General features: G+C 71.2%; 27 protein-coding genes and 1 tRNA gene. 8 read left to right on the forward strand and 20 right to left on the reverse strand.

Features of this window, described 5'->3' with window-relative positions; translation table 11 throughout:
* Window positions 1–165: 165 nt before the first annotated feature.
* The 3 genes from Psi01_RS14600 to Psi01_RS14610 are packed head-to-tail and all read right to left on the reverse strand — an operon-like array spanning window position 166 to window position 4,659.
* A complete protein-coding gene (locus Psi01_RS14600) occupies window positions 166–1,359 on the reverse strand; it encodes an amidohydrolase (RefSeq protein ID WP_204064545.1) in 1,194 nt (397 codons plus the stop codon).
* Window positions 1,359–2,549: an enterochelin esterase gene (gene fes / locus Psi01_RS14605; RefSeq protein ID WP_204064546.1), complete on the reverse strand. Its 1,191-nt coding sequence runs from the start codon at window positions 2,547–2,549 to the stop codon at window positions 1,359–1,361. Before fes ends, Psi01_RS14600 begins: the two co-directional genes overlap by 1 nt.
* 4 nt (window positions 2,550–2,553) lie before the next feature.
* Window positions 2,554–4,659, reverse strand: coding sequence for an iron chelate uptake ABC transporter family permease subunit (locus Psi01_RS14610; RefSeq protein ID WP_204064547.1), 2,106 nt, complete (start codon window positions 4,657–4,659; stop codon window positions 2,554–2,556).
* A gap of 55 nt (window positions 4,660–4,714) precedes the next feature.
* Here Psi01_RS14610 and Psi01_RS14615 point away from each other — a divergent pair, with 55 nt between their 5' ends.
* On the forward strand, window positions 4,715–5,677 hold the full coding sequence (locus Psi01_RS14615; RefSeq protein WP_204064548.1) for an ABC transporter substrate-binding protein: 963 nt from the start codon (window positions 4,715–4,717) through the stop codon (window positions 5,675–5,677).
* 30 nt (window positions 5,678–5,707) lie between these two features.
* On the opposite strand, the gene Psi01_RS43330 is transcribed toward Psi01_RS14615, so the two are convergent.
* On the reverse strand, window positions 5,708–6,154 hold the full coding sequence (locus Psi01_RS43330; RefSeq protein WP_239127664.1) for a hypothetical protein: 447 nt from the start codon (window positions 6,152–6,154) through the stop codon (window positions 5,708–5,710).
* Between the two features lie 190 nt (window positions 6,155–6,344).
* Entirely contained in the window at window positions 6,345–6,821 is a 477-nt protein-coding gene (locus Psi01_RS14625) for a MarR family winged helix-turn-helix transcriptional regulator (protein ID WP_204064549.1), read from the reverse strand.
* A gap of 73 nt (window positions 6,822–6,894) precedes the next feature.
* Between Psi01_RS14625 and Psi01_RS14630 the strand changes: the two genes are divergently transcribed.
* On the forward strand, window positions 6,895–7,521 hold the full coding sequence (locus Psi01_RS14630) for a DUF998 domain-containing protein (protein ID WP_204064550.1): 627 nt from the start codon (window positions 6,895–6,897) through the stop codon (window positions 7,519–7,521).
* Here Psi01_RS14630 and Psi01_RS14635 read toward each other — a convergent pair.
* The 6 genes from Psi01_RS14635 to Psi01_RS14660 are packed head-to-tail and all read right to left on the reverse strand — an operon-like array spanning window position 7,455 to window position 12,565.
* Window positions 7,455–8,618: an ABC transporter permease gene (locus tag Psi01_RS14635; protein ID WP_204064551.1), complete on the reverse strand. Its 1,164-nt coding sequence runs from the start codon at window positions 8,616–8,618 to the stop codon at window positions 7,455–7,457. The genes Psi01_RS14630 and Psi01_RS14635 overlap by 67 nt on opposite strands.
* On the reverse strand, window positions 8,615–9,790 hold the full coding sequence (locus Psi01_RS14640; RefSeq protein ID WP_204064552.1) for an ABC transporter permease: 1,176 nt from the start codon (window positions 9,788–9,790) through the stop codon (window positions 8,615–8,617). Before Psi01_RS14640 ends, Psi01_RS14635 begins: the two co-directional genes overlap by 4 nt.
* Window positions 9,791–9,803: 13 nt before the next feature.
* Entirely contained in the window at window positions 9,804–10,526 is a 723-nt protein-coding gene (locus Psi01_RS14645; protein WP_239127666.1) for an ABC transporter ATP-binding protein, read from the reverse strand.
* A gap of 52 nt (window positions 10,527–10,578) precedes the next feature.
* Window positions 10,579–11,283 carry a hypothetical protein gene (locus Psi01_RS14650; protein WP_204064553.1) on the reverse strand — a complete coding sequence of 235 codons (705 nt, stop codon included), beginning with the start codon at window positions 11,281–11,283 and terminating at the stop codon, window positions 10,579–10,581.
* Window positions 11,280–12,206, reverse strand: coding sequence for an ATP-binding cassette domain-containing protein (locus Psi01_RS14655; RefSeq protein WP_204064554.1), 927 nt, complete (start codon window positions 12,204–12,206; stop codon window positions 11,280–11,282). The genes Psi01_RS14650 and Psi01_RS14655 overlap by 4 nt, the downstream gene beginning before the upstream one ends.
* Complete coding sequence (locus tag Psi01_RS14660; protein ID WP_204064555.1) at window positions 12,203–12,565, reverse strand: GntR family transcriptional regulator; 363 nt, start codon at window positions 12,563–12,565, stop codon at window positions 12,203–12,205. The genes Psi01_RS14655 and Psi01_RS14660 overlap by 4 nt, the downstream gene beginning before the upstream one ends.
* Window positions 12,566–12,783: 218 nt before the next feature.
* Here Psi01_RS14660 and Psi01_RS14665 point away from each other — a divergent pair, with 218 nt between their 5' ends.
* Complete coding sequence (locus Psi01_RS14665; RefSeq protein ID WP_204064556.1) at window positions 12,784–13,014, forward strand: hypothetical protein; 231 nt, start codon at window positions 12,784–12,786, stop codon at window positions 13,012–13,014.
* A 172-nt stretch (window positions 13,015–13,186) separates the two neighbouring features.
* Here the strand turns inward: Psi01_RS14665 and Psi01_RS14670 are convergent.
* Window positions 13,187–13,260 (reverse strand) — tRNA-Lys (locus Psi01_RS14670).
* A 213-nt stretch (window positions 13,261–13,473) separates the two neighbouring features.
* On the opposite strand from Psi01_RS14670, the gene Psi01_RS14675 reads away from it, so the two are divergent.
* A complete protein-coding gene (locus tag Psi01_RS14675; protein ID WP_204064557.1) occupies window positions 13,474–13,845 on the forward strand; it encodes a PRC-barrel domain-containing protein in 372 nt (123 codons plus the stop codon).
* A gap of 125 nt (window positions 13,846–13,970) precedes the next feature.
* Here Psi01_RS14675 and Psi01_RS14680 read toward each other — a convergent pair whose 3' ends face one another.
* On the reverse strand, window positions 13,971–14,567 hold the full coding sequence (locus Psi01_RS14680) for a nucleotidyltransferase family protein (protein WP_204064558.1): 597 nt from the start codon (window positions 14,565–14,567) through the stop codon (window positions 13,971–13,973).
* 64 nt (window positions 14,568–14,631) lie between these two features.
* On the opposite strand from Psi01_RS14680, the gene Psi01_RS14685 reads away from it, so the two are divergent.
* Window positions 14,632–15,141 (forward strand): DUF6328 family protein, encoded by a 510-nt coding sequence (locus Psi01_RS14685; RefSeq protein ID WP_204064559.1) that lies wholly within the window; start codon window positions 14,632–14,634, stop codon window positions 15,139–15,141.
* Between the two features lie 25 nt (window positions 15,142–15,166).
* Window positions 15,167–15,316 (forward strand): GPGG-motif small membrane protein, encoded by a 150-nt coding sequence (locus tag Psi01_RS14690; protein ID WP_175593845.1) that lies wholly within the window; start codon window positions 15,167–15,169, stop codon window positions 15,314–15,316.
* 156 nt (window positions 15,317–15,472) lie between these two features.
* Here Psi01_RS14690 and Psi01_RS14695 read toward each other — a convergent pair whose 3' ends face one another.
* Complete coding sequence (locus tag Psi01_RS14695; protein ID WP_204064560.1) at window positions 15,473–16,216, reverse strand: metallophosphoesterase family protein; 744 nt, start codon at window positions 16,214–16,216, stop codon at window positions 15,473–15,475.
* Window positions 16,213–16,458, reverse strand: a complete 246-nt coding sequence (locus Psi01_RS14700; RefSeq protein ID WP_204064561.1) for a BON domain-containing protein — start codon at window positions 16,456–16,458, stop codon at window positions 16,213–16,215. The genes Psi01_RS14695 and Psi01_RS14700 overlap by 4 nt, the downstream gene beginning before the upstream one ends.
* 205 nt (window positions 16,459–16,663) lie before the next feature.
* Here Psi01_RS14700 and Psi01_RS14705 point away from each other — a divergent pair, with 205 nt between their 5' ends.
* Window positions 16,664–16,924 carry a hypothetical protein gene (locus Psi01_RS14705; protein WP_204064562.1) on the forward strand — a complete coding sequence of 87 codons (261 nt, stop codon included), beginning with the start codon at window positions 16,664–16,666 and terminating at the stop codon, window positions 16,922–16,924.
* A gap of 23 nt (window positions 16,925–16,947) precedes the next feature.
* Here Psi01_RS14705 and Psi01_RS14710 read toward each other — a convergent pair whose 3' ends face one another.
* Together Psi01_RS14710 and Psi01_RS14715 are read right to left on the reverse strand one after the other, a co-directional pair.
* Window positions 16,948–17,199 (reverse strand): DUF4235 domain-containing protein, encoded by a 252-nt coding sequence (locus Psi01_RS14710; RefSeq protein WP_204064563.1) that lies wholly within the window; start codon window positions 17,197–17,199, stop codon window positions 16,948–16,950.
* 31 nt (window positions 17,200–17,230) lie between these two features.
* A complete protein-coding gene (locus Psi01_RS14715) occupies window positions 17,231–17,494 on the reverse strand; it encodes a DUF6458 family protein (protein ID WP_204064564.1) in 264 nt (87 codons plus the stop codon).
* Between the two features lie 76 nt (window positions 17,495–17,570).
* On the opposite strand from Psi01_RS14715, the gene Psi01_RS14720 reads away from it, so the two are divergent.
* On the forward strand, window positions 17,571–18,092 hold the full coding sequence (locus tag Psi01_RS14720) for a shikimate kinase (RefSeq protein ID WP_239127668.1): 522 nt from the start codon (window positions 17,571–17,573) through the stop codon (window positions 18,090–18,092).
* Window positions 18,093–18,166: 74 nt separating this feature from the next.
* Here Psi01_RS14720 and Psi01_RS14725 read toward each other — a convergent pair whose 3' ends face one another.
* The 3 genes from Psi01_RS14725 to Psi01_RS14735 all read right to left on the reverse strand — a co-directional run bounded on the left by Psi01_RS14725 (window position 18,167) and on the right by Psi01_RS14735 (window position 22,977).
* Window positions 18,167–18,745, reverse strand: coding sequence for a DUF305 domain-containing protein (locus Psi01_RS14725; protein ID WP_204064565.1), 579 nt, complete (start codon window positions 18,743–18,745; stop codon window positions 18,167–18,169).
* 69 nt (window positions 18,746–18,814) lie between these two features.
* Complete coding sequence (locus Psi01_RS43335; RefSeq protein ID WP_239127670.1) at window positions 18,815–19,696, reverse strand: lytic polysaccharide monooxygenase auxiliary activity family 9 protein; 882 nt, start codon at window positions 19,694–19,696, stop codon at window positions 18,815–18,817.
* A gap of 203 nt (window positions 19,697–19,899) precedes the next feature.
* Entirely contained in the window at window positions 19,900–22,977 is a 3,078-nt protein-coding gene (locus Psi01_RS14735) for a M14 family metallopeptidase (protein ID WP_204064566.1), read from the reverse strand.
* Window positions 22,978–23,144: the final 167 nt, after the last annotated feature.

Genomic DNA, 23,144 nt, shown 5'->3' on the forward strand with positions numbered 1-23,144 from the left:
TTTTCTCGGACGGACTTCATGTAACCCGCCACCCGGGATCTCCGTCCGCGTCGAAATACCCAGAAGTTGAATCTTCAACGGACTTTCTTCATCGGCGCAGATGAAAGGCGCTTTTCTCCTTTTCCACGGGCCGGGAAAACGGAATGACAGGCCTCTCCCGGCCCTTCACAATGACGGCTTTCCCCGCCCGCCGTCCCCGCCTCCCGCCAGGTCGGCGGCGGTCCAGGCCAGGATCACCGCGGCCTCCAGGAGAGCGCGGTCCGCAGCCGGGGTGGCCGCCGCCGCGGCGAAGGCGGGATCGTGCGGTACGGCCCCGCCGGCGCCGATGTCGAGCATCGGATGAATGGCGCGGACCGCGTGGGAGACATTGGCCATGTCGGTCATCGCGAACGGCTCGCGCTCGACGGGGGCGGGGCGGCCGAGGGCGGCGGCGTTGGCCGCGTACAGCCCGGCCAGTTCCTCGTCGTCGCGGAAGTCGAGATAGTCGGGCTCCGGGCGGGTCAGCCTCAGCTCGCAGCCGGACGCCACGGCGGCCCCCCGGAAACACGCCTCCACCCGGGCGCGCAGCGCCGCGAGGTCCTCCGCCCTGGTGGCGCGGATCTCGTAGCTCGCCGCGGCGCGGGCCGGGATGACGTTGGGCGCCTCGCCCGCCGCCGTGACCACGCCGTGGACGTGCCAGTCACGCGGGAGCTGCTGGCGCAGCAGCCCGATCGCGACCTGGGCCAGCGTCATCGCGTCGGCGGCGTTGCGGCCCTCGTGCGGGGCGAGGGTGGCGTGGGCCGGACGACCGAGATACTCCACGTCCAGGGTGCCCAGGGCGAACGAGCGGAACCTGACGGTCTCGAACGGCCCCGGGTGCACCATCATCGCCGCGTCCACGCCGTCGAAGACGCCCGCCTCCAGCAGCAGGGCCTTGCCTCCGCCCCGTTCCTCGGCGGGGGTGCCGACGACCTTGACGGTCAGGCCCAGCCCGTCGGCGAACGGCGCCAGCGCCAGGCCCGCCCCGGCGGAGGCCGCGGCGATGACGTTGTGCCCGCAGGCGTGGCCCAGCCCGGGCAGCGCGTCGTACTCGGCGCAGAACGCCACGGTCACCGGGCCGGAGCCGTACGAGGCCGAGAACGCGGTCGGCAGCCCGCCGGCCCCCGCGGTCACCTCGAACCCGGCCGAGCCCAAGACCCGCGCCGTCCACTCCGCGGCCCGGTGCTCCTCGAAGGCGGTCTCCGGACGCGCGTGGATGCGGTGGCTCAGCCCGACGAGCACCTCGGCGTGCGCCATGACCCGCTCACGGATCGCCGCCTTCACCCCGGCGTCCCCCGCCGCGGTCGTCTCCGTCACGCCCCGCACCCCGATGCCCTCCATCACAGCCACCCCGCCGCCAGGCTCGTGAGCCCGCCGGCGAGACCGCCGAGCCAGCAGGCCGGATCATGACCGCCGTTGTACTCGGCGAGGGTCACCTCGTAGCCCTTGGCCGCGAGGGTCTCGGCGAACCGGCGGTTCTCCTCCAGCAACATCCACTCCTGCCGGCCGACCTCGACGTGGAAGCGGACCGGCAGCCGGGGGGACCGCTCGTAGCGCCGGGTCAGCCACTCCGGGTCCTCGTCGCTCCACCAGTAGGAGCCCGACTGCGACAGCACGTTGCCGAAGCGCTCGGGGGCGACGAAGGCCGCGTAGGAGGCGGTGAGCCCGCCGAAGCTCTGCCCGGCGACGACGGTCAGCGCGGGGTCGTCCGTCACCCGCCACCCGCGTGCCGCCCAGGGCATCAGCTCCCCGGCCAGGTGCCGGACGAACGGCTCGTGGCAGGCCATCTCCCGCAGCCGGGTCGGCCGGTCGACCGCGTCGGGCAACAGCACGACCGTCGGCGGTATCCGTCCCTCGGCGATCAGGTTGTCCATCGTCGGCGCGATCCGCCCGGCCCACACGTCTCCGTCCAGCAGGACCATCACCGGATACGCCCCGGGCGAGGCGACCGGCCGCGTCCCGGACGGCACGGCCGGGTCCGCCCCGGCGTCGTGCCCGGGGGGCGTGTAGACCCAGACCCGCCGCCCGGCCGCCTCAGCCTCGTGGACCCGGCCCTCGGGGACGCCGGGCCGCCGGTCGCGGTACGGCTGCGCGGGGGCGCCGGGCAGCTCCAGCAGGGAGGAGGGGTTGCGGCCGTGGCTGCCCGGGACCCGGAGGGGGTTGCCGGGGTCGGGGAGCGCCGTCATCATGACGCGCAGCCAGGAGTCGCGGTCGGTGCCGGGGATCTCCGTGCACGGCAGGATCTGGTAGCTGGCCCGCAGGTCGGCGTCGAGCTCGTAGGTCAGCTGGAGCAGGTCGGTGCCCGGAACCCGGCTCATGACATGTCCGCCGATGTCGCCCGCGTGACGGTCCCGATCGGTCAGCGTGTTGATCAGCACGACCGCCCGCTCGTCCGCCGACCCGGCCCGCCAGCGGAAGGTCACCCGGTGCCTGCCCGGCGTCGGCGACGGCTCGATCAGCGGGCCCGGCGTCTGCCCGGCGCGGGCGGGGCCGGCCGGCCCGGCGTCGTGTGCGTGGGGGGTGAAGGGCATCTCACTACCTCCGGTCTGACAGCAGGGTCCACAGCAGGAAGGGGCCGCCCAGGATGCTCGTCACGACACCGGCGGGGATCTCTGCGCCGTCGGCGACGACCCGGCCGACCGTGTCGGCGGTCACGACGAGCGCGGCGCCGGTGAGGGGGGCGCCGATGAGCGGGAGACGGGCCGGGCCGGACAGGCGGGCGGCGATGACGGGGGCGGCCAGGGCGACGAACGCGATGGGCCCGCCGATGCCGATCCCCAGCCCGGCCAGGACGACGGCCAGCGCCAGGATGAGCAGCCTGGTCGTCCGCGGGCTCACCCCGAGCCCGGCGCTGACGTCCTCGTCGAAGCGCAGTACGGCCAGCCGCCGGGCGAGGGCCAGCGCGGCGGGCAGCAGGACGGCCAGGCCCACGGCGACCGGCAGCGCCACCGGGTAGCCGCGGCCCGTGAGGCTGCCGACGGTCCAGGCGTGGACCGCCGTGGCCGCGCTGAGCCCGCGCCAGGCCAGGAGCGACTGGACCAGCGCACCGGCCAGGGTGGTCATCGCCAGGCCGGTGATGATGAACCGGTAGCCCCGGGTGCCGATCCCGCCGGAGATGCCGAAGACGACAACGGCCGCGACCAGCGCCCCGAGCGGGCCGGTCCACCAGTGCTCGAAGAGCGTCGCCGCGGACGAGGCCAGCCCGGCGAGCATGATGGCGATGACCGCGCCCTGGTTGATGCCGAGCATGTCCGGCGTGGCCAGGCGGTTGCGGGCCAGGGCCTGGGTCAGGCAGCCGGACAGGCCCAGGGCCGCGCCCGCCGTCAGCCCCGCGACGATCCTGGGCAGGCGGATCTGCTGGACGAGGAGGATCTGCCCGCCCTCCCCCGTCCCGAGCAGCGCGTTCAGGGCCTGGCCCGCGGTCATGGCCGACTGCCCGGCGGTGATCGCGACCACTCCCGCCGCCGCGGCGAGCCCGGCGAGGACGACGGCCGCCATGGAGGAGCGCAGGGGGAGCAGGACCGAGAAGGCGCCGAGCCGTACCGGCAGCGCGTCGGAGGGCAGCGGCGCGGACCCGCCGGTCCACCGCGCCGGAGACCGCAGGATCCCCCTGCCGCGCGCGGACTTCTCCGCGATCAGGTCCCCCGCCCCGGCGGCCACCGCCCTGGAGCGCGCGACCACGATCAGCACGGGCGCGCCGAGCAGGGCGATCAGCAGTGAGACGGGGGCCTCGTACGGGCGGATGACCACCCGGGCGAGCACGTCGGAGCCGAGCAGGACCACGGCCCCGGCCAGGCCGGACAGCGCGATCTGCGGGCCGATCCCGCCGCCGAGCACGGTCCTGGCCACGTAACCGGCCAGCAGGCCGAGGAAGCCGACCGGCCCGGCCACGGCGACCGCGGCGGCGCTGAGCAGCGTGACGGCCACGGTCACCGTGATCCGGACGCGACCGGGCCGGTGGCCGAGGGTCACCGCCACGTCGTCGCCGAGCGAGAGCGCGGCCAGCGGTCTCGCCGCCAGGGCGGCCATGCCCAGACCGGCCAGGATCGCCGGGGAGACGGCCAGGACGCGTTCCAGCGGGACCCCGGCGAGCGAGCCGAGCACCCAGAACCGGTACTGGTCGAAGGTGACCGGGTCGGCCACCAGCAGGGCCGAGGTGATCCCGGTGAGGGTGGCCGACAGCGCCGCGCCCGCCAGCAGCAGCTTGAGCGGGGAGAAACGCGAGCCGAGCAGCAGCACGACACCGGTGGCCGCGAACGCGCCGCCGAGCGCCCAGACCAGGTAGGCCCCGCCAGTCTGCGCTCCGGCGTGGACGATTCCCACCACCACGCCCAGCGCGGCGCCCGAGTTCACGCCGAGCAGGCCCGTCTCGGCCAGCGGGTTGCGCGTGACCGACTGCAGCAGCATCCCCGAGACCCCGAGCGCGGCGCCCACCGCGACCGCGGCCAGCGTGCGGGGCAGCCGCAGCGTGGCGACCACCATCTCCAGGTGCTCGTCACCCCGGGCGCCCAGCAGATAGTCGACGACCTGGCCGGGCGCGATCCGGCCGGCTCCGGTCAGCACCGAGAGCGCGGCCAGCCCGAGCAGTGCCGCGGCGCACAGACCGAAGACCAGGGGGGAGGTCCGGGGTTGCGTAAACATAAGGTAAGGCTAACCTAAAGTAGGTAAGCCTTGCCTAATGTGTTCAGGAGTTCACATGTCCCCCCTCCGCAGGGTCGGCGGTCTGTTCGCCGCCGCTCTCGCCGCCCTGACCGTCGCGGCGTGCGGCACCTCGTCCACAGACTCGTCCGTGGCACCGGCCGCCGCCTCGCAGCCCGCGGCCCCCGCCACCCGCGAGGTGAAGGACGCCACCGGCACCCTGATCAAGATTCCGGCCGAGCCGAAGCGCGTGGTCACCCTCACCCAGGAGGACCTGGACGCCGCCCTCGCCCTCGGTGTCACCCCCGTCGGCATCACCAACGGCCAGGGCCTGGACAAGCCGCCGGCCTACCTGGCCGACAAGGTGCGGGGCATCCCGGTGGTCGGCGACCTCCTGCAGCCCGTGATCGACAAGGTCGTCGAGGTCCAGCCCGACCTGATCCTCGCCGGCGACATGCAGGACAAGCAGATCCTCGACCAGCTCCGCACCATCACCCCGGCGACCCTGGTCACGATGGCCCCCACCGACGACTGGAAGCTGTCGTTCATGGGCGTCGGCAACGCGCTGAACAAGCTGGACGAGGCCAAGAAGGTCCTGGCCGACTACGACGCCAAGGTCGCCGAGGCCAAGGCCAGGATCAAGCCCGCCGAGGTCAGCATCGTGCGCTGGAACCCGCAGGGCCCGAGCTGGATGGAGAAGCGGCAGTTCTCCAGCTTCGTCGCCACCGACCTCGGCCTCACCCGCCCCAAGGCGCAGGACAAGGACGGCACCGCCCACTCCATGCCGCTCAGCCTGGAGGCCCTGTCCGACATCGACGGCGAGTGGCTGTTCCTGTCCACCCTCACCGCCGACGGCGAGAAGGCCCTCACCGAGGTGAAGGAGACCCCGGCCTTCAAGGAGCTGAAGGCCGTCAAGAACGACCACGTGGTGTCCGTCGACGGCTCCGTCTGGAGCACCCGCGGCGCCCCGCTCGCCGCCCAGGTCGTGCTCGACGACCTGGTCAAGGCCCTGGCCGGCTGACCCCGGCGACCGGACGCCGGGCGGCGCGGGTCAGGAGAACACGTAGCACTCGACCTCGGCACGGCGTGCGGTCATACCGCCCGCCACGGCCTCCGTGACGCACTGCCGCTCCCGCTCGCTGAGCGGGAGCGGCCCGCAGACGCTGACTCCGGAGTACGTCCGGCAGTCCAGCGCGTCGTCGCGCTCGCCCACCCGGTAGTCGCGGCCGACATCCCGCGCGCACCGCTCGCGCAGCTCCGCCGTGTCGGCGTAGCGGCACTGCCCGGTCAGGATCCGGTACTGCTCGCCGCTCACCTCCGCCGGGATGCGGCCCTCCCCCGTCGTGACCGCCGCGGCCGAGGCGCGGGTCTCCCCCGTCGCGCCCGCCGTGCCCGTCGTGACCGCCGCGGCCGTGAAGGCCGTCCCGCCCGTGCCCCCGCAGCCGCCCGTCATGAGCCCTGCCGTGAGCAGTGCGGCCGCGCAGATGAATGCCCTCAATGTGTGCCCCCCGTCTCACCGTAGCCGCCGGGCGGTTTTGTCCAGGGAAAAGCCGCGTATCGGATAAGTAGGGCATTTCTGCGCTGCACTGCGTGCCATACCCACCCTTCGCGCCGTACCCACCCTTCGAGAACCTGCCCGGCTGGGGCATGTACAGAACGTCGGCCTTCAGCGGGCCGGAGGCCCCACCTCAAGAGCCCTCTCTGATCATCGCGGCCTGCTGCCCGGCGACCCGCCGCATGCGCCGGAAGAGGTCCAGCATCATCGCGATCTGGTCCTCGTCGTACTCGGCCAGCGCCTGCGCCCACGCCTGCGACATCCCGGCGAAGAGCGGGCCGATCTGCGCCATCCTCTCGGGCACCGGCCGGACGATCACCTTGCGCCGGTCGCCGGGGTCCTGCTCGCGCCGCACCCAGCCGCCGCGTTCCAGACGGTCGATCATCCGTGTGGCGGCCCCCGTGGTCAGCCCCGTGCTCGCGGCGACGTCCCCCGCCGTGGCCGCGTCCATGCCGCTCAGCGCGGTCAGGCACTTGAAGTCGGCCAGGTTCAGCCCGAGACGGTCGGCCACGGCCTGCTGGAGCAGGATTCCGGCGGCCATCGTCTGCTCCAGCTCGGCCTGCAGACGCGCCTGGAGCTCCTCGCGTCCGGCGGGTTCAGGGGTTGACACGCGGTCATCTTACCGACGCATAATCTTCCCGATAAATTATCTGCATAAGACAGATTCTTCTAGGAGAAGATAAATGTGGCCACGCCTCCTCGGTACCGCCGGACCCGTGCTGTTCGTCCTCGTCTGGCTCGTCGAAGGCGCACTCCGGCCGGGGTACGACCCGATGCGCCACTGGGTCAGCGAGCTGGCGCTGTCCGGCCGCGGCTGGATCCAGATCACCGCCTTCCTGCTCAGCGGCGCGCTGATCACCGCCTTCGGCCTCACGCTCCGCCGCACGGTCCCGGGCTGGGGCCCGCGGTTGATCGCGGTCGCCGGGGTCGCGCTGTTCCTCGCGGGTGTCTTCGTGATCGACCCCGGCCTCTACAACCCCGGCGGGAGCCCCGCGGTCACCACCTGGCACGGGATCCTGCACGACGTGTTCGGTCCGATCATGTTCTTCTCCGTCGCGGCCGCCGCGATCGTCCTGTCCCGGCGGTTCGGCCGCGGCTACGGCCTGGCCGGCGGGATCGGGACGATCGCGTTCTGGCTGGCCGCGGGCGCCCTCAACGGGATGGACCACGCGGGGGTGTGGTCGCCCGCCCCGGCGGGCCTGCTGCAGCGGCTCGCGATCCTGACCGGGTTCGCCTACCTGGTCTACGCGGCCTGGCAGAGCGCCCGGCGCAGCCGCCAGGCGCCGAGGGCGAGGAGCACGGCGGCGTAGCCGGACAGGACGCCCAGCTGCGGCAGGATGCCCGGCAGCGTGTCGCCGTGCCGTACCAGCCTGGCGAACCCCTCGTAGCCCCAGGCGTGCGGGGTGAGATGGGCCAGGGTGCGCATCGTCTCCCCGAACGACTCCAGCGGCATCATCGAGCCGCCGAGCCCGGCCAGGCCGAGCCCGAGGACCAGCGCGACCGCGCCGGGCGGCCCCGGGCTGCGGAACACGGAGCCGAGCAGCATCGCGGCGCCCCCGCCGACCAGGGAGAAGACCAGGAGGAGGACGGTCGCGCCCACCGGGTCGCCCCACTCCACGCCGAACAGCAGAGCCGAGCCCAGCATGATCAGCACTCCCTGGACCAGCGCGATGACGATCCTGCCCAGCATCTCGCCGAGCACGATGGTCCGCACCGGGGTCGGGGTCGCGTACATCCGCCGCGACACCCCCAGCATGCGGGTCTCCACGAGCCCGACCCCGGCGGTCAGCGCGGTGAGGAAGACGAACATCAGCAGCAGCGGCGGGGCCGCGATCGAGAACGCCCCGAGCCCCTCGGGGAAGATCGCGTCACCGGCGGTGGTGACCCGCACCCCGATCCCGGGCACGGGCGAGGTCTCCGCCGCCCGCAGGGCCTGGTCGAAGGAACCGGAACCCCGCGCCGCGCCGAACTGCGCGGCCCGCACGAGCGCCGCCTCCTTCGACACGACCGAGCGCGTCCACATGGCGACGTCCTGGGCGTTCAGGTCGTCCGGGCGGATGAGGGAGCCGAGCGGGACCGGGCGGCCGGCCGCGAGGTCGGCGTCGTAGCTTCCGGGGATCACCAGCCCCGCGTTCACCCGCCCGCGCTCGACCGCGACGCGCAGGTCCTCCTCGCCGCCGATCCGCTCCACGGCGATGCGCGGCCCGGAGCCGAGCGCGGCGACCAGGCGGCCGGCCAGCGGGCCGGTCCCCTCGGCCGCCACCCCCAGCCGGAGCCGCTCCCCGCCGCCGAACAGCTGCCCGATCACCAGGATCAGCAGGAACGGCACGACGGCCACGAAGAAGATGTTCGTCCGATCCCTGAAGACCCGGCGCAGGTTGAGCATCGCGATGGACATGATCTTCATGCGCGGGCCATCCTTCCCAGCCGGGCCAGGGCCACGGGGATGCCGACCACCGCGAAGCCCAGCAGGACGGTGACGGGGAGCGCCACCGAGCCGCCGCCGCGCAGGTCGGCCAGGCCCTCCATGAACCAGTGGTGCGGAGTCACCGCGCCGAACGCGGCGAGCCCGCCGAGCTGCCCCACCGAGAAGAACGCCCCGCCGACGATGCCGCACACGGTGGCCACGACCGACTGCCAGTTGGCGGCCTGCTCCGCGGTGCGGGTGAACGTCGCCACCACGGCCATCAGCCCGGTCGCGGCGAGCACGACCGCGGTCACCAGTGCCGCGACGCCTGCGGGATCTCCCCAGCGGGCGCCGAGCAGCGGGCCGGAGACGACGATGAGGACCGCCATCCCGATGAGCCCGGTCAGCACGCCGCCGACCAGCTTCGCCGCCATGATCAGGGACCCGGGGACCGGCGCGGCCATGATCCTGGCCAGCGTGCCCGAGTCCCGCTCGGCGAAGATGCCGGCCACGCAGAGCATGACGGTGAAGAACAGGAAGAAGACGCCCATGCCCGCGACGTGGTACGTCCTGGTGTCCAGCTGCCTGACGGACAGGGACGTGTCCTGCCGGAGCTGGATCGGCTCCGGCAGGGCGCGCAGGTCCGGTACGGCCTCCGGCCCGGCGTCCGCCACCGAGAGGGCGAGACGCTCGCCCCGCTCTGCCGCCGCGTAGGACTCGGCGAGCTCCCGGGCGACCTGCACGGCGACGGGCGCGTCGACGCTCCCGATCACCTCGATCGACCCGGCCCCCGCGGAGGCCGGCTCCGGGCTCCCGGCGGAGGGGTCGCGGCTCGCTTCGGAGGACTCGGAGGCCGCCGCCGAGGGTTCCGGCCCGCCGACGAAGACCGCGTCCAGCCGGCCGCGCCCGGCCAGTTCCCTGCCCTGCTCGGCCGAGGCGACCCGGCTGAGCCGTATGTGCCCGGCCGCCTCCATCGGGCGCAGTACCTGCTCGGTGAAGGCGGGCAGGCCGACGACGCCGTAGCGGGCGTCGAGCCGCTGCGCGGACCCGCCCATGACCAGGTTGAGCAGGAAGGCCAGGCCGAGCGGGAGGGCCACGGCGTAGATGACAAGCGTGCCGTCCCGCAGCCGCTGCCGCAGGTCCTTCAGCAGGATGAGTATCAGCGCGCGCATCGTCCCGGCCCCCTCAGTCCCGCAGCGCTCTGCCGGTCAGCTGCAGGAAGGCCGCCTCCAGGTCGGGCGCGCCCAGCTCCCGCGGGCTGCCCTCGGCCAGCATCCGGCCGCCGTCGATGATCCCCACCCGGTCGCAGAGGCGCTCCGCCTCCTCCATGTAGTGCGTGGTGTAGAGGACCGCGATGCCGTCGCAGGCCAGGCTCCGCACGTTGTCGAGGATGGCGGTGCGGCTCTGCGGATCGACCCCGGCGGTGGGCTCGTCGAGCACCAGCAGGCGCGGCCGGTTGAGCAGGCCGATGCCGATGTTGAGCCGCCGGGACATGCCGCCCGAGTACTTCCCCACCGCCTCACCGGCCCGGTCCGCCAGGCCGACGGTCGTCAGGACCTCCTCGATCCTGCGCCGGGCCTCGCCTCCGCGCATGCCGTACAGCCCGGCGAAGAACCTCAGGTTCTCCCTGGCGGTCAGGTCCGGGTAGAGGGCGAGCTCCTGGGGGACGTAGCCGATCACGGACTTCGTCGACGTGCTCGCGGTGTCGTGCGGCCGCCCGTCGATCCGCACCTCGCCAGCGTCGCGGGCCAGGACCCCCACCACCATGGAGATGGTCGTGGTCTTGCCGGCGCCGTTCGGGCCGAGCAGCCCGTAGGTCTCGCCCTCCCCCACGGCGAAGCCGACGTCGTCGACGGCGAGCCTGTCCTTGTAGCTCTTGCGCAATCCGGTGACTTCCAGAACCGGCACGGCGGCCTCCTGCGGGGAGCGTGTCGTGGCTTGTCGGATCGCTCGCCGTGGATCAGGCGAGCCTGTTGCGGAGCGGGACGTCGCGGATGATCGACCAGGTCATCGCCAGGCCGAGCAGGAAGCAGCCGATCCCGCCCGCCAGGGCCGTCAGGACGGCCGGTGTAGAGGTGACGTCCAGCGGGATCTGGATGAAGGGCAGCTGCAGTTCCGTGCCGATGGCCGCCTCGCCCAGCAGGATCAGCCCGACGCCCGGCGGGATCGAGAGCAGCCCGCCGCCCTGCCAGCGGTAGAACGCCGCCGCCATGAAGGTCCCCGCGACGATCCAGGCGAGGAACTCGACGAGGTACTCGAGGAAGACGAGCGGCACGTCGGTCGGCGAGGCGAACAGGTGCGCCCGGGCCAGCTCCTGCGGCCAGCCCGCCACGTTGTACAGCAGCGTCTCCAGCAGGTAACCCAGGACGAGCAGGGCGGACAGGGCCGGCGCGTACAGCGCGATGGTCACCGCCGCCTGCGCGCCGAACTGCCTGCGGGTCTGCCCGTGCGCGATGTAGAGCGGGAGGAACTCCCTGATCATGGCGACGCCGACGAACAACGCGAACCAGCGGGGCACCTGCGTCGCCCCCTCCCACACGCTGTGCGTGAGCGTCCCGAAGACCGCGATGGCGACCGTGATCAGCGTCGTGACCACGTAGAAGGCCGCCCACACCATGCCCGCGAAGAAGAGGTTGGCGGCGAGCAGACGGCTGGGGAATCTCATCGGGTGTCTCCAGACCGGTCGGCGGAGGCGTCTTCGGACGGTACGGCCCGCGCGGCGTCCCCGGAGGGTTCGGTGAGGTGGACGAACAGGTCCTGCATGGCGATCGGGCCGAGTTCGAGCCCGGTCTCGCGTGCCTTCCTGCGCCGGGCCTCGTCGAGGTCGCCGTAGACCATCGCCGACGCGGTCGGGCCCAGCCGCCTGGTGTTCAGCACGGTGAGCCCGGCGGTGAACTCCTCGACGCGGTCGGCGGGCCCGGTGACGGCGGTGCCGCGCGACAGCAGGGTCTGGCTCTCCTCCTGCACGACCAGCCTGCCCCGATCGATGATCATGACCTCCTCGAACAGCGAGCTGTACTCCTCGATCAGGTGGGTGGAGAGGATGATCGTGCGCGAGTGCGCCATGAAGTCGGCGAGCAGCGCGTCGTAGAAGGCGTAGCGGGAGGGCGCGTCCATGCCCAGGTAGGACTCGTCGAACATGGTCAGCGGTGACCTGCCGGCCAGCCCGACCACCACGCCCAGCGCCGAGCGCTGCCCCTTGGACATGGCCTTGACGCTCATCTTCCGCCGCAGGCCGAAGCGCTCCAGCAGCTCGTCCGCGTAGGCGGCGTCCCAGCGCGGGCGCAGCCATTCGGCGAAGTAGAGGGCGTCGTCGACCTTGTCGATGTCGATCGTCTCGCCCGCGTCCCTGATCAGGCAGATCTCGCTGGTGACCTTCCCGTTCTCGAACACCGGCCGGCCGCCGACCCGGACCGTGCCGCCGGACTCCCTGCGGAAGCCGGCCAGCACCGACATCAGGGTCGTCTTGCCCGACCCGTTGCGGCCGAGGAGACCGTAGATCTTCCCCTCGTCGAGCGAGAACGTCATGCCGTCGACGGCCCTGACCTCGCCGTAGTCCACCCTTAGATCGCGAACCTCGACGTTCATCCGCGCCCCTCCAGCTCGTCGATCCGCTTGACGACGTCACCGAGGGGGATGCCGATGGCCTTGGCCTCGGCCACCATCGGGTCGACCACGTCGGCGAAGAACCTCTCTCTCCGCTCCGCCCTCAGCGCGTCGGGGGCGGCCGGACTGACGAACATGCCGATACCTCGCTTCTTGTAGAGGACGCCCTCGTCGACCAGCTGCTGGAACGCCTTGGCCGCGGTGGCCGGGTTGATCCGGTAGAAGGCGGCGTACTGGTTGGTCGACATGACCTGCTCGTCGCCCCGCAACGCCCCGCTCAGCACGTCGGCCTTGATGCGATCGGCGATCTGCCGATAGATGGGGCTCCGGTCGTCGAACATGGCACCTGCTTCTTCGGTTCATTACTTATGTAATGAACCGTAGGACGCGACCGGCCGGGCGTCAACGGGTCCGGGACACCGGGCGGCAAGGCGATACCGAAGTCGGCCGGAGCGCATACTTTCGTCGCTCCCCCACCGGGATACCGGGGACTTCGGTCGCAGGCGGAGGGGCCCGGGGAGGGATCCGCGCGGCACCGGCGGGTCACTAGCGTTGCGGCATGCGTGCAGTCCTTCGGATGGCGGGGATCGTCATGCTCGTGCAGGGCGTCAGCGGGACCATCGACCAACTCGCCGTCCAGCCCTTCTTCGGCCCCGTCCTCAACTTCTTCAACCGCTTCGTCGTCGAACGGGTCGCCCTCCTGGAGGGCTACGAGATCTTCGCGAATCTGGTCATGGCGTTCCTGGGGGCCGTCGTGATCGTCGCCGCGAGAGAGACCCGGCCGTCATGACCCCCGGGTACGGCAGCGCGGGCCGAGCGGGTGGGCCGACCCGCCCGGCAGGCGCCGCCGTACCGTTCTCCGCTTCGTCATCGAGCAGGTCACCCCGCCGGAGGACTGCGAGATCTTCGTAAAACGCGGAAAGCCCGGGCCACCAGTGGTGACCCGGGCTTTCCGGTGCCGGTGCGCCGCCAGGGACTCGAACCCCGGACCCGCTGATTAAGAGTCAGCTGCTCTAACCAACTGAGCTAGCGGCGCTTGACCTCGACAAGACTACCGGACACCGGACAGTGGTCTGTCCATGAGATGAAATTTCGTGATCGAAGAGCCTCCTGACCTGGGAATCGCCCCTCTCTCGGTGATCGTCTACGGGGCCCGGCGCCGGATCGATGAGCAAAATTCCGTTTACCCGCTTTTGTGTGGGTACGGGAGTTGGGCCCCCGGAGACTCAACCCGAAGGGAGACAGCACCATGCAGCCTGAGCTGTGGACTTACCGTTCAGACGTCTACGACGCCAACAAGAGCCTTGACGTCGCCGGCTACGACGTAGAGGCCACCGACGGCAAGATCGGCTCTGTCGACGAGGCGACCTACGATGTCGGCGAGAGCTACCTCGTGGTCGACACGGGTCCCTGGATCTTCGGCAAGAAGGTCCTCCTCCCGGCCAGCACGGTGACGCAGATCGACCCGCAGGAGCGGAAGATCTACGTGGCACGCACCAAGCAGGAGATCAAGGACGCGCCGGAATTCGACGAGTCCACCTTCAAGGAGACCTCCTACCGTGACCGTGTCGGGGAGTACTACGGCCGCTTCCCCTATGGCGGCGGCCCGGGTACCTACTGATCCGACGGGAACGCGGAAGGGCCCCGCCTCCCGGCGGGGCCCTTCCGCGTTCCCGGGTCCGGCCCGCTCGGAGGGCCGGACCCGGGTCGTTCAATCAGGACCAGGACACTCAGGACCAGGACCACTCAGGGCCAGGACGGGTCCCCCGAGGGGTCGACGGGGCCGTCCACCACGCCCAGGCGCTCCAGCAGGGTCAGGAAGGTGAACGCGTACGGCGAGGACTGGCTCACCGCCGCGACCCGGTTCCAGTCGACCTGCTCGCGCAGCGCGCGGACCTGGGGAAGCAGGGAGCCGTAGTCGCAGGCGTGCTCCGACAACGGCAGCAGCCAGGAGATCACCAGGTCCGTCGCCTCCAGGACGGGGACGATCACCGCGGACGCCTTCAGCGGCTCGGCCCGGTCCAGCAGGGACGAGGTCACCTCGTTGTCGGCGATCCTGAAGATCAGATCGACCAGCCTGCCATCGTCATATGCCTTGACCAGCCAGTCCTCCGGGGGTTTGACCGTCTCGAAGCCCAGATCCCGCAGTGCCTCCCAGGCCGTGGGAACGTCCTCCTGCGGCAGGACGAAGTCCACGTCGTGCAACGACGGAGCCGCGCCGCGGGCGTACGCGGCGCATCCTCCGGCTAGAGCAAACCGGACATCAGCGTCTTTCAGTGCGGTGCTCGCCCGCTTCAACGTCTCCAGAATCGCGTCTGTGACCTCGTGGCTGTGGCTTCCCATAGCGGAGGATTACCCCCTGATCCGCCTGCTAGTCACCAGGCATATCACCTTAAACCGGGGGTAAATGACCTGGATGATTCAGCCTTCGGATGCCCAAACGGAAGGGCCCCAGCCTGGCGAAAGCCACAAGGAACGGGTGGACCGAGAGCTGGCTGAGCTCCTGCAGGGACTGCGCGTCGCGGTCACCGGTGTGCAGGTGCTGTTCGCCTTCCTCCTGACGCTCCCGTTCGCCGCGGGTTTCAACAAAGTCGACACCCTCGGCCGGTGGTTGTTCTTCATCTCCCTGTTGAGCGCCGCCCTCGCCTCCGTCTGCTTCATCACTCCCGCCGCCCAGCACCGGTTGTTGTTCCGGACCGGGTTGAAGGAGAGGATGCTGCACCGCGCCAACGAGCTCGGCGTCGCCGGGGCCCTCGGACTGGCGGTCTCGATGACCAGCGCCGTGGCCCTCGTCACGGAGACGGTCATCGCCGGCTGGCCGGCGGCGGTCTTCGGCGGTGTCATCGGCCTGCTCAGCGCATGGTTCTGGTTCCTCCAGCCGATCACCGATCTTTATCGAACGAAGGATGTTAATTAGCCATTCCTAGGGGCAGTTGCCGTTTATGGCTACTCTGCTCTGGATTATCGCAGTCGTACTCGTCATCGCGGGGATCTACGTGATCCTCGCCCGTCGCGACCTCCTCTGGGGGATCGTCCTCATCGTCCTCGGTTTCCTCGTCGGTCCCGGGGGTGTGAGCATCTTCAATGTCTGATGCGAGCCACGGCTCGCATGCGATCGGAAAACCAGCATCACAAAGTCGCCCCGAATTTCCCACGACAAGACTCAGCGGGCCGGGTTACCCCCGGCCCGCTTCGTGTGTTCCGTGTGTTCCGGTGTGCTGCGGCGCCGTACGCCCCGGCGGCCGGGCTCAGCAGTGGTCGGGGTCCTCACCGTCCTCGCCGAGGCAGTAGACCCCGTAGGCGCGGCCCAGCACCGGCAGGGCCACGTTGCGCACCCGGATGCCCCCGGGCGTCATGCCCTTCTCGGTCCCCATGTGCGCGTGGCCGTGCAGGATCAGGTCGGCTCCCTCGGAGTCGACCGCCTCGGCCAGCAGATAGCTGCCCAGGAACGGGTAGATCTCCAGCGGCTCGCCGGCCAGGGTGTCGTTGACGGGCGAGTAGTGCGAAAGGACGACGCGCCGGTCCGCCTGGAGCTCCTTGAGGGCCACCCTCCAGCGGTCGGCGATCCGCTTCGTGTGGTTGACGAAGGCCTTGATCTCCGGCTCGCCGAACTCGCTGGCGCACTTGCCCGCGAACCCGCCGCCGAACCCCTTTCCGCCGACCACCCCGAGCCGCACTCCCTTGACGTCGAGCACCACGGCGTCGTCGTGCAGCACCGAGATGCCCGCGTCCTTCAGCATCGTGGCGATCTCGGCGGGCTTGTCGGAGTGGTGGTCGTGGTTGCCGAGCACGGCGACCACCGGGACGGGCAGGTCGCGGAACTCCTCGGCCACCACCTCGCCCTCCTCCAGGGTTCCGTGGCGGGTGAGGTCTCCGGCCAGCAGCAGGACGTCGGCCTTCTCCTCGATGCCCGAAAGGCGCGAGCGATAGCGTCCCCGGAGGTCCTCCCCCAGGTGCACGTCACCGACCGCCGCGATTCGCAGCTGGCTCACAGCTTCTCCTCTCCTCCCGGTTCCCGGACGTCGACGACGCTGATCTCGTTGTGCACGACCAGGCCGGGAGCGGCCTCGCCGGCCACGTCGGCGATCAGCTCACGCCGCTCTTCACACCCCACCCGGCCGCGCAGGAACAGCTGGTCTCCGCGCACATCCACCCGTACACCGAGCTCGTGGGTGCGGTCATCCTCCGCCAGCGCGCTCTGCACCCGCGCGGCGACGTATTGCGGAGCCTCCATGTTCGAACTCCTTTCGCCTCAAAACAGCTCGCCTTCCCGTGAAGTCCGAGGTCAAACAGGCCGAGACCACGGGGGAAGAGGCGGCGACCGGAAGGGGCGGCGAGGAGCGCCCGGTGACCAGGGCCGTTTCCGTCCTCACGGAAGTACCCGCCGCGCGTGGCCGTACGCCGAGAGTGACCATCACCTCAACGGGTACGCCGTCCGGGTGAGCCGAGAAGACGCGGTGATGCGCATGGGCGAGTACGCGAACCGGCCGGCGGCCGGGTCACGGGAGGACCGTCCTCCCGTCGGGATGGCCCACCTGTGGCGGATGCCGGACGACGAAGACGGCGGCGCTCGCAGGCACCGGCCCGGTGATACACGGGCTCGGCTCCTGCGGCACCGCCGCCTGGTGATAGCGCTGGTCCTGCTGGTGCTGGCCGGAGGGGCCGGCGCGTACGCGGCGGTCCACCACCGCAGGCGCTGATCCGCCGGGGGTTCCCCGGCGGGTCACTTTCCGGTGGCCCGGTGGATGCTCCGTGCCGTGGACCTGTCGATCGCGGCCTTGACCACGCCGAAGATCGCACCTTGGATGGCCGAGGCGAGGAGCACCTCACCCCAGCCGTACTCCTCCGAGTTGGCCTGGGGCGCGTCGTCCTTGCCGGACGCGAACTTCCAGACCTGCTTGAAGATGGCTCCGGCGATGACACCGCCGAGCATTCCGCTCGCGGCGCTCACACCACGGGATACGACCTTGCTCAATGTCCTTCCTCCGTTTCACCTCTCCGGGAACTCACACGACCGGGGGATCGTCGTACCGGCGCTCCTCGTAGACGCGCTGGTGGGTCACCGGGTCCTCGGTCACCACCGTGGTGCTGGAGGCCAGGGCACGACGGGCGGCGTTGAGGCGGTAGAGCGCGAACAGCAGCCACACCAGGCCGCCGAGCATCAGGATCACACCGAGGACGTTGATGTCGAACCCGGCGAGGTCGAACTCGACCGCCCATGTGAAGATGGCGCCGAGCATGATGAGGACGATGCCGCCTGCGATGGTCATGGGTCTTCCCTCCTTCGAGCCAGTACCTCCTCCCTATCCCCCACACAGATCTCAAACGTCGCCGCCGGAGGCCACCGTGGTACCTGACCGTCCGATCGTCGTCACCGGGCTCATGGGAGCGGGCAAGTCGTCGGTGGCGCGACTGCTGGCCACGGAGCTCGGACGCGAGCTGCGCGACAGCGATCCCGACATCGCGGCGCTGTACGGCGGGGCCACGGCGGCGGACATCGTCGCGGCGGTGGGCAAGGCCGTGCTGCACCGCCGGGAGGCGGCGCACCTGAGCGAAGCCCTGGCGGAGCGGCCCGCCGTGGTGATCGCCGCGGCGGCGAGCACGGTGGACACCCCGGACTGCCGCGAGGCGCTGAACCGGGAGGCGGTGGTGGTCTGGCTGGACGCCCCGCCGGAGGTCCTCGCCGAGCGCATGCGCTCCGGCGCGCACCGCCCGCACTTCGAGCCCGACCTCGAAGCGATGCTCGTCAAGCAGCGCGCCGCGCGGGGACCGCTCTTCGCCGAGGTGGCCGACCTGACCTTCGACGTCTCCGAGCTCACGGCCGAGGAGGTCGCCGCCCGGGTGCTCGCCGCCCTGGACGAGCGGTAGCCGTACGGCGGGCGGCGTACGCCCGTACGACGCCGCGGGCCGTACCCGGGCTCCGGTCGTACGGCGGGGCGGGCCTACTGGCCGAGGAACGTCAGCATCTGCTGGATCTGCGCCGTGCGGGAGGCCTCGATCCGCCTGGCCATGAGCACCACCCCGGGGTTGCGCCCGTCGGCCGCCTCCACCCTCGCCATCTGCACGGCGTCGTCCTGGTGCGCGATCAGCATGTCCAGGAACACCTTCTCGAAGTCGGCCGGGGCGGCCTTCTCGGCGGCCTGCATCTCCCGGCGGCTCGTACCGGGCATGCCGCCGTGGGCGGTGTGCTCGTCGGCCGGCGCGGTCGCGGGCTGGTCCCAGTCCCGCAGCAGGCGGGCCATCTCGGCCGTCTCCGCCTCCTGCGTCGCGGCGATCGCCGACGCGAGGGTGCCGACCTCGTCGCGGACGGCCCGCCCGCGCGCCAGGCGGGCGATCTCCGCCCCCTGGCCGCTGTGGACGACCATCATCTGCAGGAACATCACGTCGGCCGGGTTGAAGTCCCGGCCGGTGGCGGCCTCGGAGGCGCGCTCGGCGACCACGCCCCTGGCCCACTCACCGCCGGAGACGCCGCAGCCGGACAACAGCAGGGCGGCCAGGACGACCGGGACGGCACGCTTCATCGGATCCTCCAGCGTGGGGATCCCGGGTCCCGCCACAGGCGGGACCCGGGAACGGACGTCCTACACGACCTAGACGCGCTTCCAGAGAGCCGGCACGTTCGGCGGCTCCCAGCCCGGCAGGGAGGTGTGCGCCTGCTGGCACTGGTAGGTCGCACCGCCGTAGGTCACCCGCGCGCCCACCGCGTAGGCGGTGTTCGGCGCCCAGGTGCCGCCCGGCTGCGTGACGGTCGGGGTCGGCGTCGGGGTGACGGTCGGCGTCGGCGTCGGCGTCGGGGTCGGGGTCGGGGTGACGGTCGGGGTCGGGGTGGGCGTGCTGCCGCCGCCTCCGAAGTCGACGTCGCTGCAGGTGTAGAAGGCCTCGTCGCTGCCCACGACGCGCTGCCAGATCGAGTAGATCATGGCCCGGCCGGTGCGCTGCGGGAGGTTGATGGTCCAGTTGGTGTAGGTGGTGGGGTTCTGGTTGTTGAAGGTCCTGATGTGCTCCAGGTCCGACCAGCGCAGCGGCTGGGTCGGGTTCCAGCCGGGCTTGGTGATGTAGAACTCGAAGTTGCTGTTGGCGTGCGGCGCGGTGGCGTGGTAGGTGATCGTCAGCGGGCCGGGGCTGACCCGGGTGGCCGGCCAGTCGGCGCGGGGGAGGTCGAGGCCGCGATACTTGTCACGCCCGGCGCTGCACAGCTTGCCGTCCGGGATGATCTCGCGGTGCCGTCCGGCCGCGGTCAACAGTGACACCTCGTGCCAGTCGTAGAAGGCCTGGGTGCCGCCGGCCGCCACGGCGGCCTTGCACGCGGCCGACTTGGGACTGTCCGGGCCCTCGGTCTTGCAGACGTACGCGCGGCTGGGCGGGTTCGACATGGACCCGTGGGCGCCCGCGGGGGCCGACGGGAGCAGGGCCAGCAGGGATCCGGCCGTGAGCGCGACGGCTCCGGTGATCAGTTTGTGACGCAGGTGCACGTGGACTCCTCCAACGGGGGGACAGGGAGGTCGAACATGTCCAACGGCCGACGGATAGCACGTTATTAATAGGAAACCTTACTAAGAATTTTTGTCTCCGGCCAGACATCCGCACACGACACGCGAGAGGGCCGGGCACCGCGACGGCGCCCGGCCCCCTCAGGGCCGTACGGCGCGGCGCGCCGTACGGCCGGTCGACCCTCCTAACCGATCAGATGTCTCATGATCTTCCTGAGCATGGCGACCCGCTCGGCGTCGCTCGCGATCTGCTCCAGGCCGAAGCCGAGGAACACGGTGTCCCGCGTCGTGACCGCGGCCGTCTTGTCGGCCTGCGCCCGGGCGAAGTCACCGGCCCCGGTCGGGCTGCCGGGCGGCGGGCCCGGGATGGACCAGGCGCCGAGTCCGGACTCGAAGCCCTCGGACTCCAGGGTCCCGCCGCTGGTGGTGATCCTGGTGTCGTCGACGAACGCCCCGACCCCGCCGGTGCCCGGGTCGGTCACGTAGCTGATGGAGACCTCGACCTGCTTGCCCGCGTACGGGGACAGGTCGAAGGCCACCTGCTGCCAGCCCTCCGAGTCGCCGGTGAACCTGTTCCACGCCCCGCTGGTGCCGGTCGGCTGGCACGGGTTGCCCGGGGTCAGATAGCGGGTCAGCCAGGGGTGCTCGTCCAGCAGGAAGCCGGCCTCGCACTCGGCCGGGACGCCGGTGTCGGTCCCGCCGTTCAGGTCGGGCAGCGTCGTCCAGTCCTCCTGGCCGACGGTGTGGGCCTCGACGATGACGTTGTCGTAGCTGTCCTCGGTGTTGTAGGAGAGCTGGAACGCCAGCCTCGGCTGCTGGGCCGCGGTCACCGACGACAGGTCGACCGTGCGGGTCAGCCTCATGTAGGAGTCGTCGCTGTGCGGGCCCGCGACGTACCAGTCGCCCTCGGCCGGGTCGAACGGCCCGGTCGCGCCCTGGTAGACCGCCGAGGCCGAGCTCCTGAACTGCGGGAACTGGTCCGGCGGGAGGAAGTCGCTGGTGACCTGCAGGCTGCCGGCCTCGTTCAGCGGGTTGTCGGCCACGGCCGGGCCGCCGAAGGTGGCCGAGGTGCCGGTCAGCGGGACGCCGGTGCCGGTGACCCCGGTCGGCCCGCTGCGCGAGGTCCGCCCGTACACGCCCATGTAGTACTGGGCGAAGTCGTCGGCCAGCAGCAGGCACTCCTCGAAGAAGCCGTCGAACGTGGTGACCACGCAGTCGGCGTCCGGCGCGCCGTCCAGGCCGTAGTAGATGCCGCCGAGCGAGGTGCCCAGGATCCCGTAGTACGCGGCGGTCTCACCGGTGTGCAGCAGCTTGCCGCCCTCGTTGAGATAGTCGCGCACCGAGATGGTCAGGTCCTGCTGCGACCTCCTGACGTCCGCGTCCGGCAGCGGGCCGAGCGGCGTCTGGGTGACCACGTCCTGCTGCTCCATGGCGAGCCGGTCGTCGCCCAGATGCCAGGACACCGCCTTGAAGTGGCCGAGCACGCCGAGGTGGTGCGGCACGCCCTGCTTGTCGACGTCCCAGGTCTCGGAGGAGTAACCGGCCGCCCGCAGCGCCTGCGCGTACTGCGCGGCGTACTTCGGCGCGGTCACCGAGTCCGGGTAGTCGGGGTTGAAGCCGGTGTAGTCCTCGTTGGCCAGGACGAGCACCTTGGCGTTGCTCTTCTTCTGCAGCGTGTAGGTGAAGCGCTGGCTCTCCACGGTCCCGGCGCCGACCTTGAACCCGGTGAACCAGACCTCGACCTTGTCCCCGGGTTTCGCACCCCGGACCGTGGCCCGGTACTCGGCGAAGTACTCGTCGTTCTCGTCGCCGTAGCGCTCGCCGCCGTCCCACTCGCCCACCGGCCGGACCTGGACGGGCCCGCCGTTGATCCGGAAGCGCATCGTCTTGGCCAGCAGCGACCGGCGGGCGATGACCGCCACCGGCTGCGGGTCGCCGTAGGAGACGGTGAAGCTGTCGGGCCGGAAGTCCGGCACGGTACGGCCGACCGGGGAGACGGGCCGGTCGGGGGTGAAGGCCGACTTGGCGACGGACAGCGCCAGCGGGATGTTCTTGGCGAACTCCGCCTGGATCAGGGCCTCGCTGTCGGGGAAGGTGAAGCCCTGTCCGCCCTCGCAGTCCTCCAGCGTCCACTCGTCGTCCGGCACGCTCTCGACCGCGACCTCGCAGGTGCTCATCTCGGGCGTGATCGGCAGCGCGCCGCGCCTGTTGGCCATGTGCCCGTCGGTCTCGCCGTTGGTGGTGTAGAGCTCGGCTCCGATGTCGGGGTCGTAGCCCGGTACGGCGGGCGTCGCGTCGTCGCCGAGCAGCGCCTCGAAGATCAGGTCGTCGGGCGAGGGGGTGGCCTGCTGCCAGCCCACGCCGTACAGCAGGAGCTGGGCGGCCGAGTGGTAGTTCATCAGGTAGGTGAACTGCACCCGCCGGGTGAGGTCGTCGACCGCCTTGGTCTCGGGCTCGGACTGCGGGCTCGGGCCGCGGTAGGTCAGGCTGGCCGGGTTGGGCGAGGAGCCCTCGTTGTCGTAGCCCCACTTGTAGGCGAGGTTGCGGTTGAGGTCCACGCCGTCGGCGCTGGTGGTCTGGCCGTCGCCGTTGTTGTCGCGCAGGTTCTTGCGCCACAGGCGGTTGCCCTCGGTGAAGGTGTAGTCGTAGCCGTCGGGGTTGGCCACCGGGATGAACCACAGCTCGGTGGTGTTCACGAGCTTGGTGATCTCGGCGTCGGTGCCGTAGCCGTTGAGATAGTGCAGCAGCAGCCGGCGGACCATCTCCGGAGTGATCCACTCACGGGCGTGCTGGGCCGCCATGTAGAGGGTCGCCTTGCGGGAGCCGTCCCGCAGCTTGCGGGCGTCCTTGGTGACCTTGATCGCGGTGATCTTCTGTCCCTTGACCGTCGTGCCGATGTCGACGACCTTGGCGATGTTCGGCTTGGCGTTCGCCGCGGTGACGATCTGTTCCTGGATGCCGCCCGCGCCGCTGTAGGGCTTGAACACGCCGTCGCCCTTGGCCGCCGCCTTGCGCTGCGCGGCCTGCCGGGCGGTCAGGGCGAGACCGCTCTTGGCGAGCTGCTCGGCCTGCGCCGTGCCGAGGATCACCTCGACGGCGACCTTTCCGTCCGCGGTCTTGGTGAGCCGCAGTTCCTCGCGGTCGACGCCGGACCGCACCAGCGTCGCGAGCTGCTCCCGGGTGAGCTCTCCGGTGTAGACGTGGACCCCGTCACCCGCGCCCGGCGGGTCCGGGACCGCCTCCGCGGGCAGTGAGACGGCCATGCTCGCGAGCATGGCCGTGACGGCGAGAACGGCTAATCTCGCACGTTTCATCGCAACCTCCGCACCTCCCCCGAACCAAAGGAATGTGCGAAATCTGCGCGTCTGACGGAAAGGTGTCAACGCCCTCGATGCCCGTGACCACATGTGGTCAGCGGGACTTTTGGGCC

Origin of the sequence: Paraplanobispora siamensis (genome assembly GCF_016863175.1) — a bacterium.
In the GTDB taxonomy this organism is placed as follows: Bacteria; Actinomycetota; Actinomycetes; order Streptosporangiales; family Streptosporangiaceae; genus Planobispora; species Planobispora siamensis.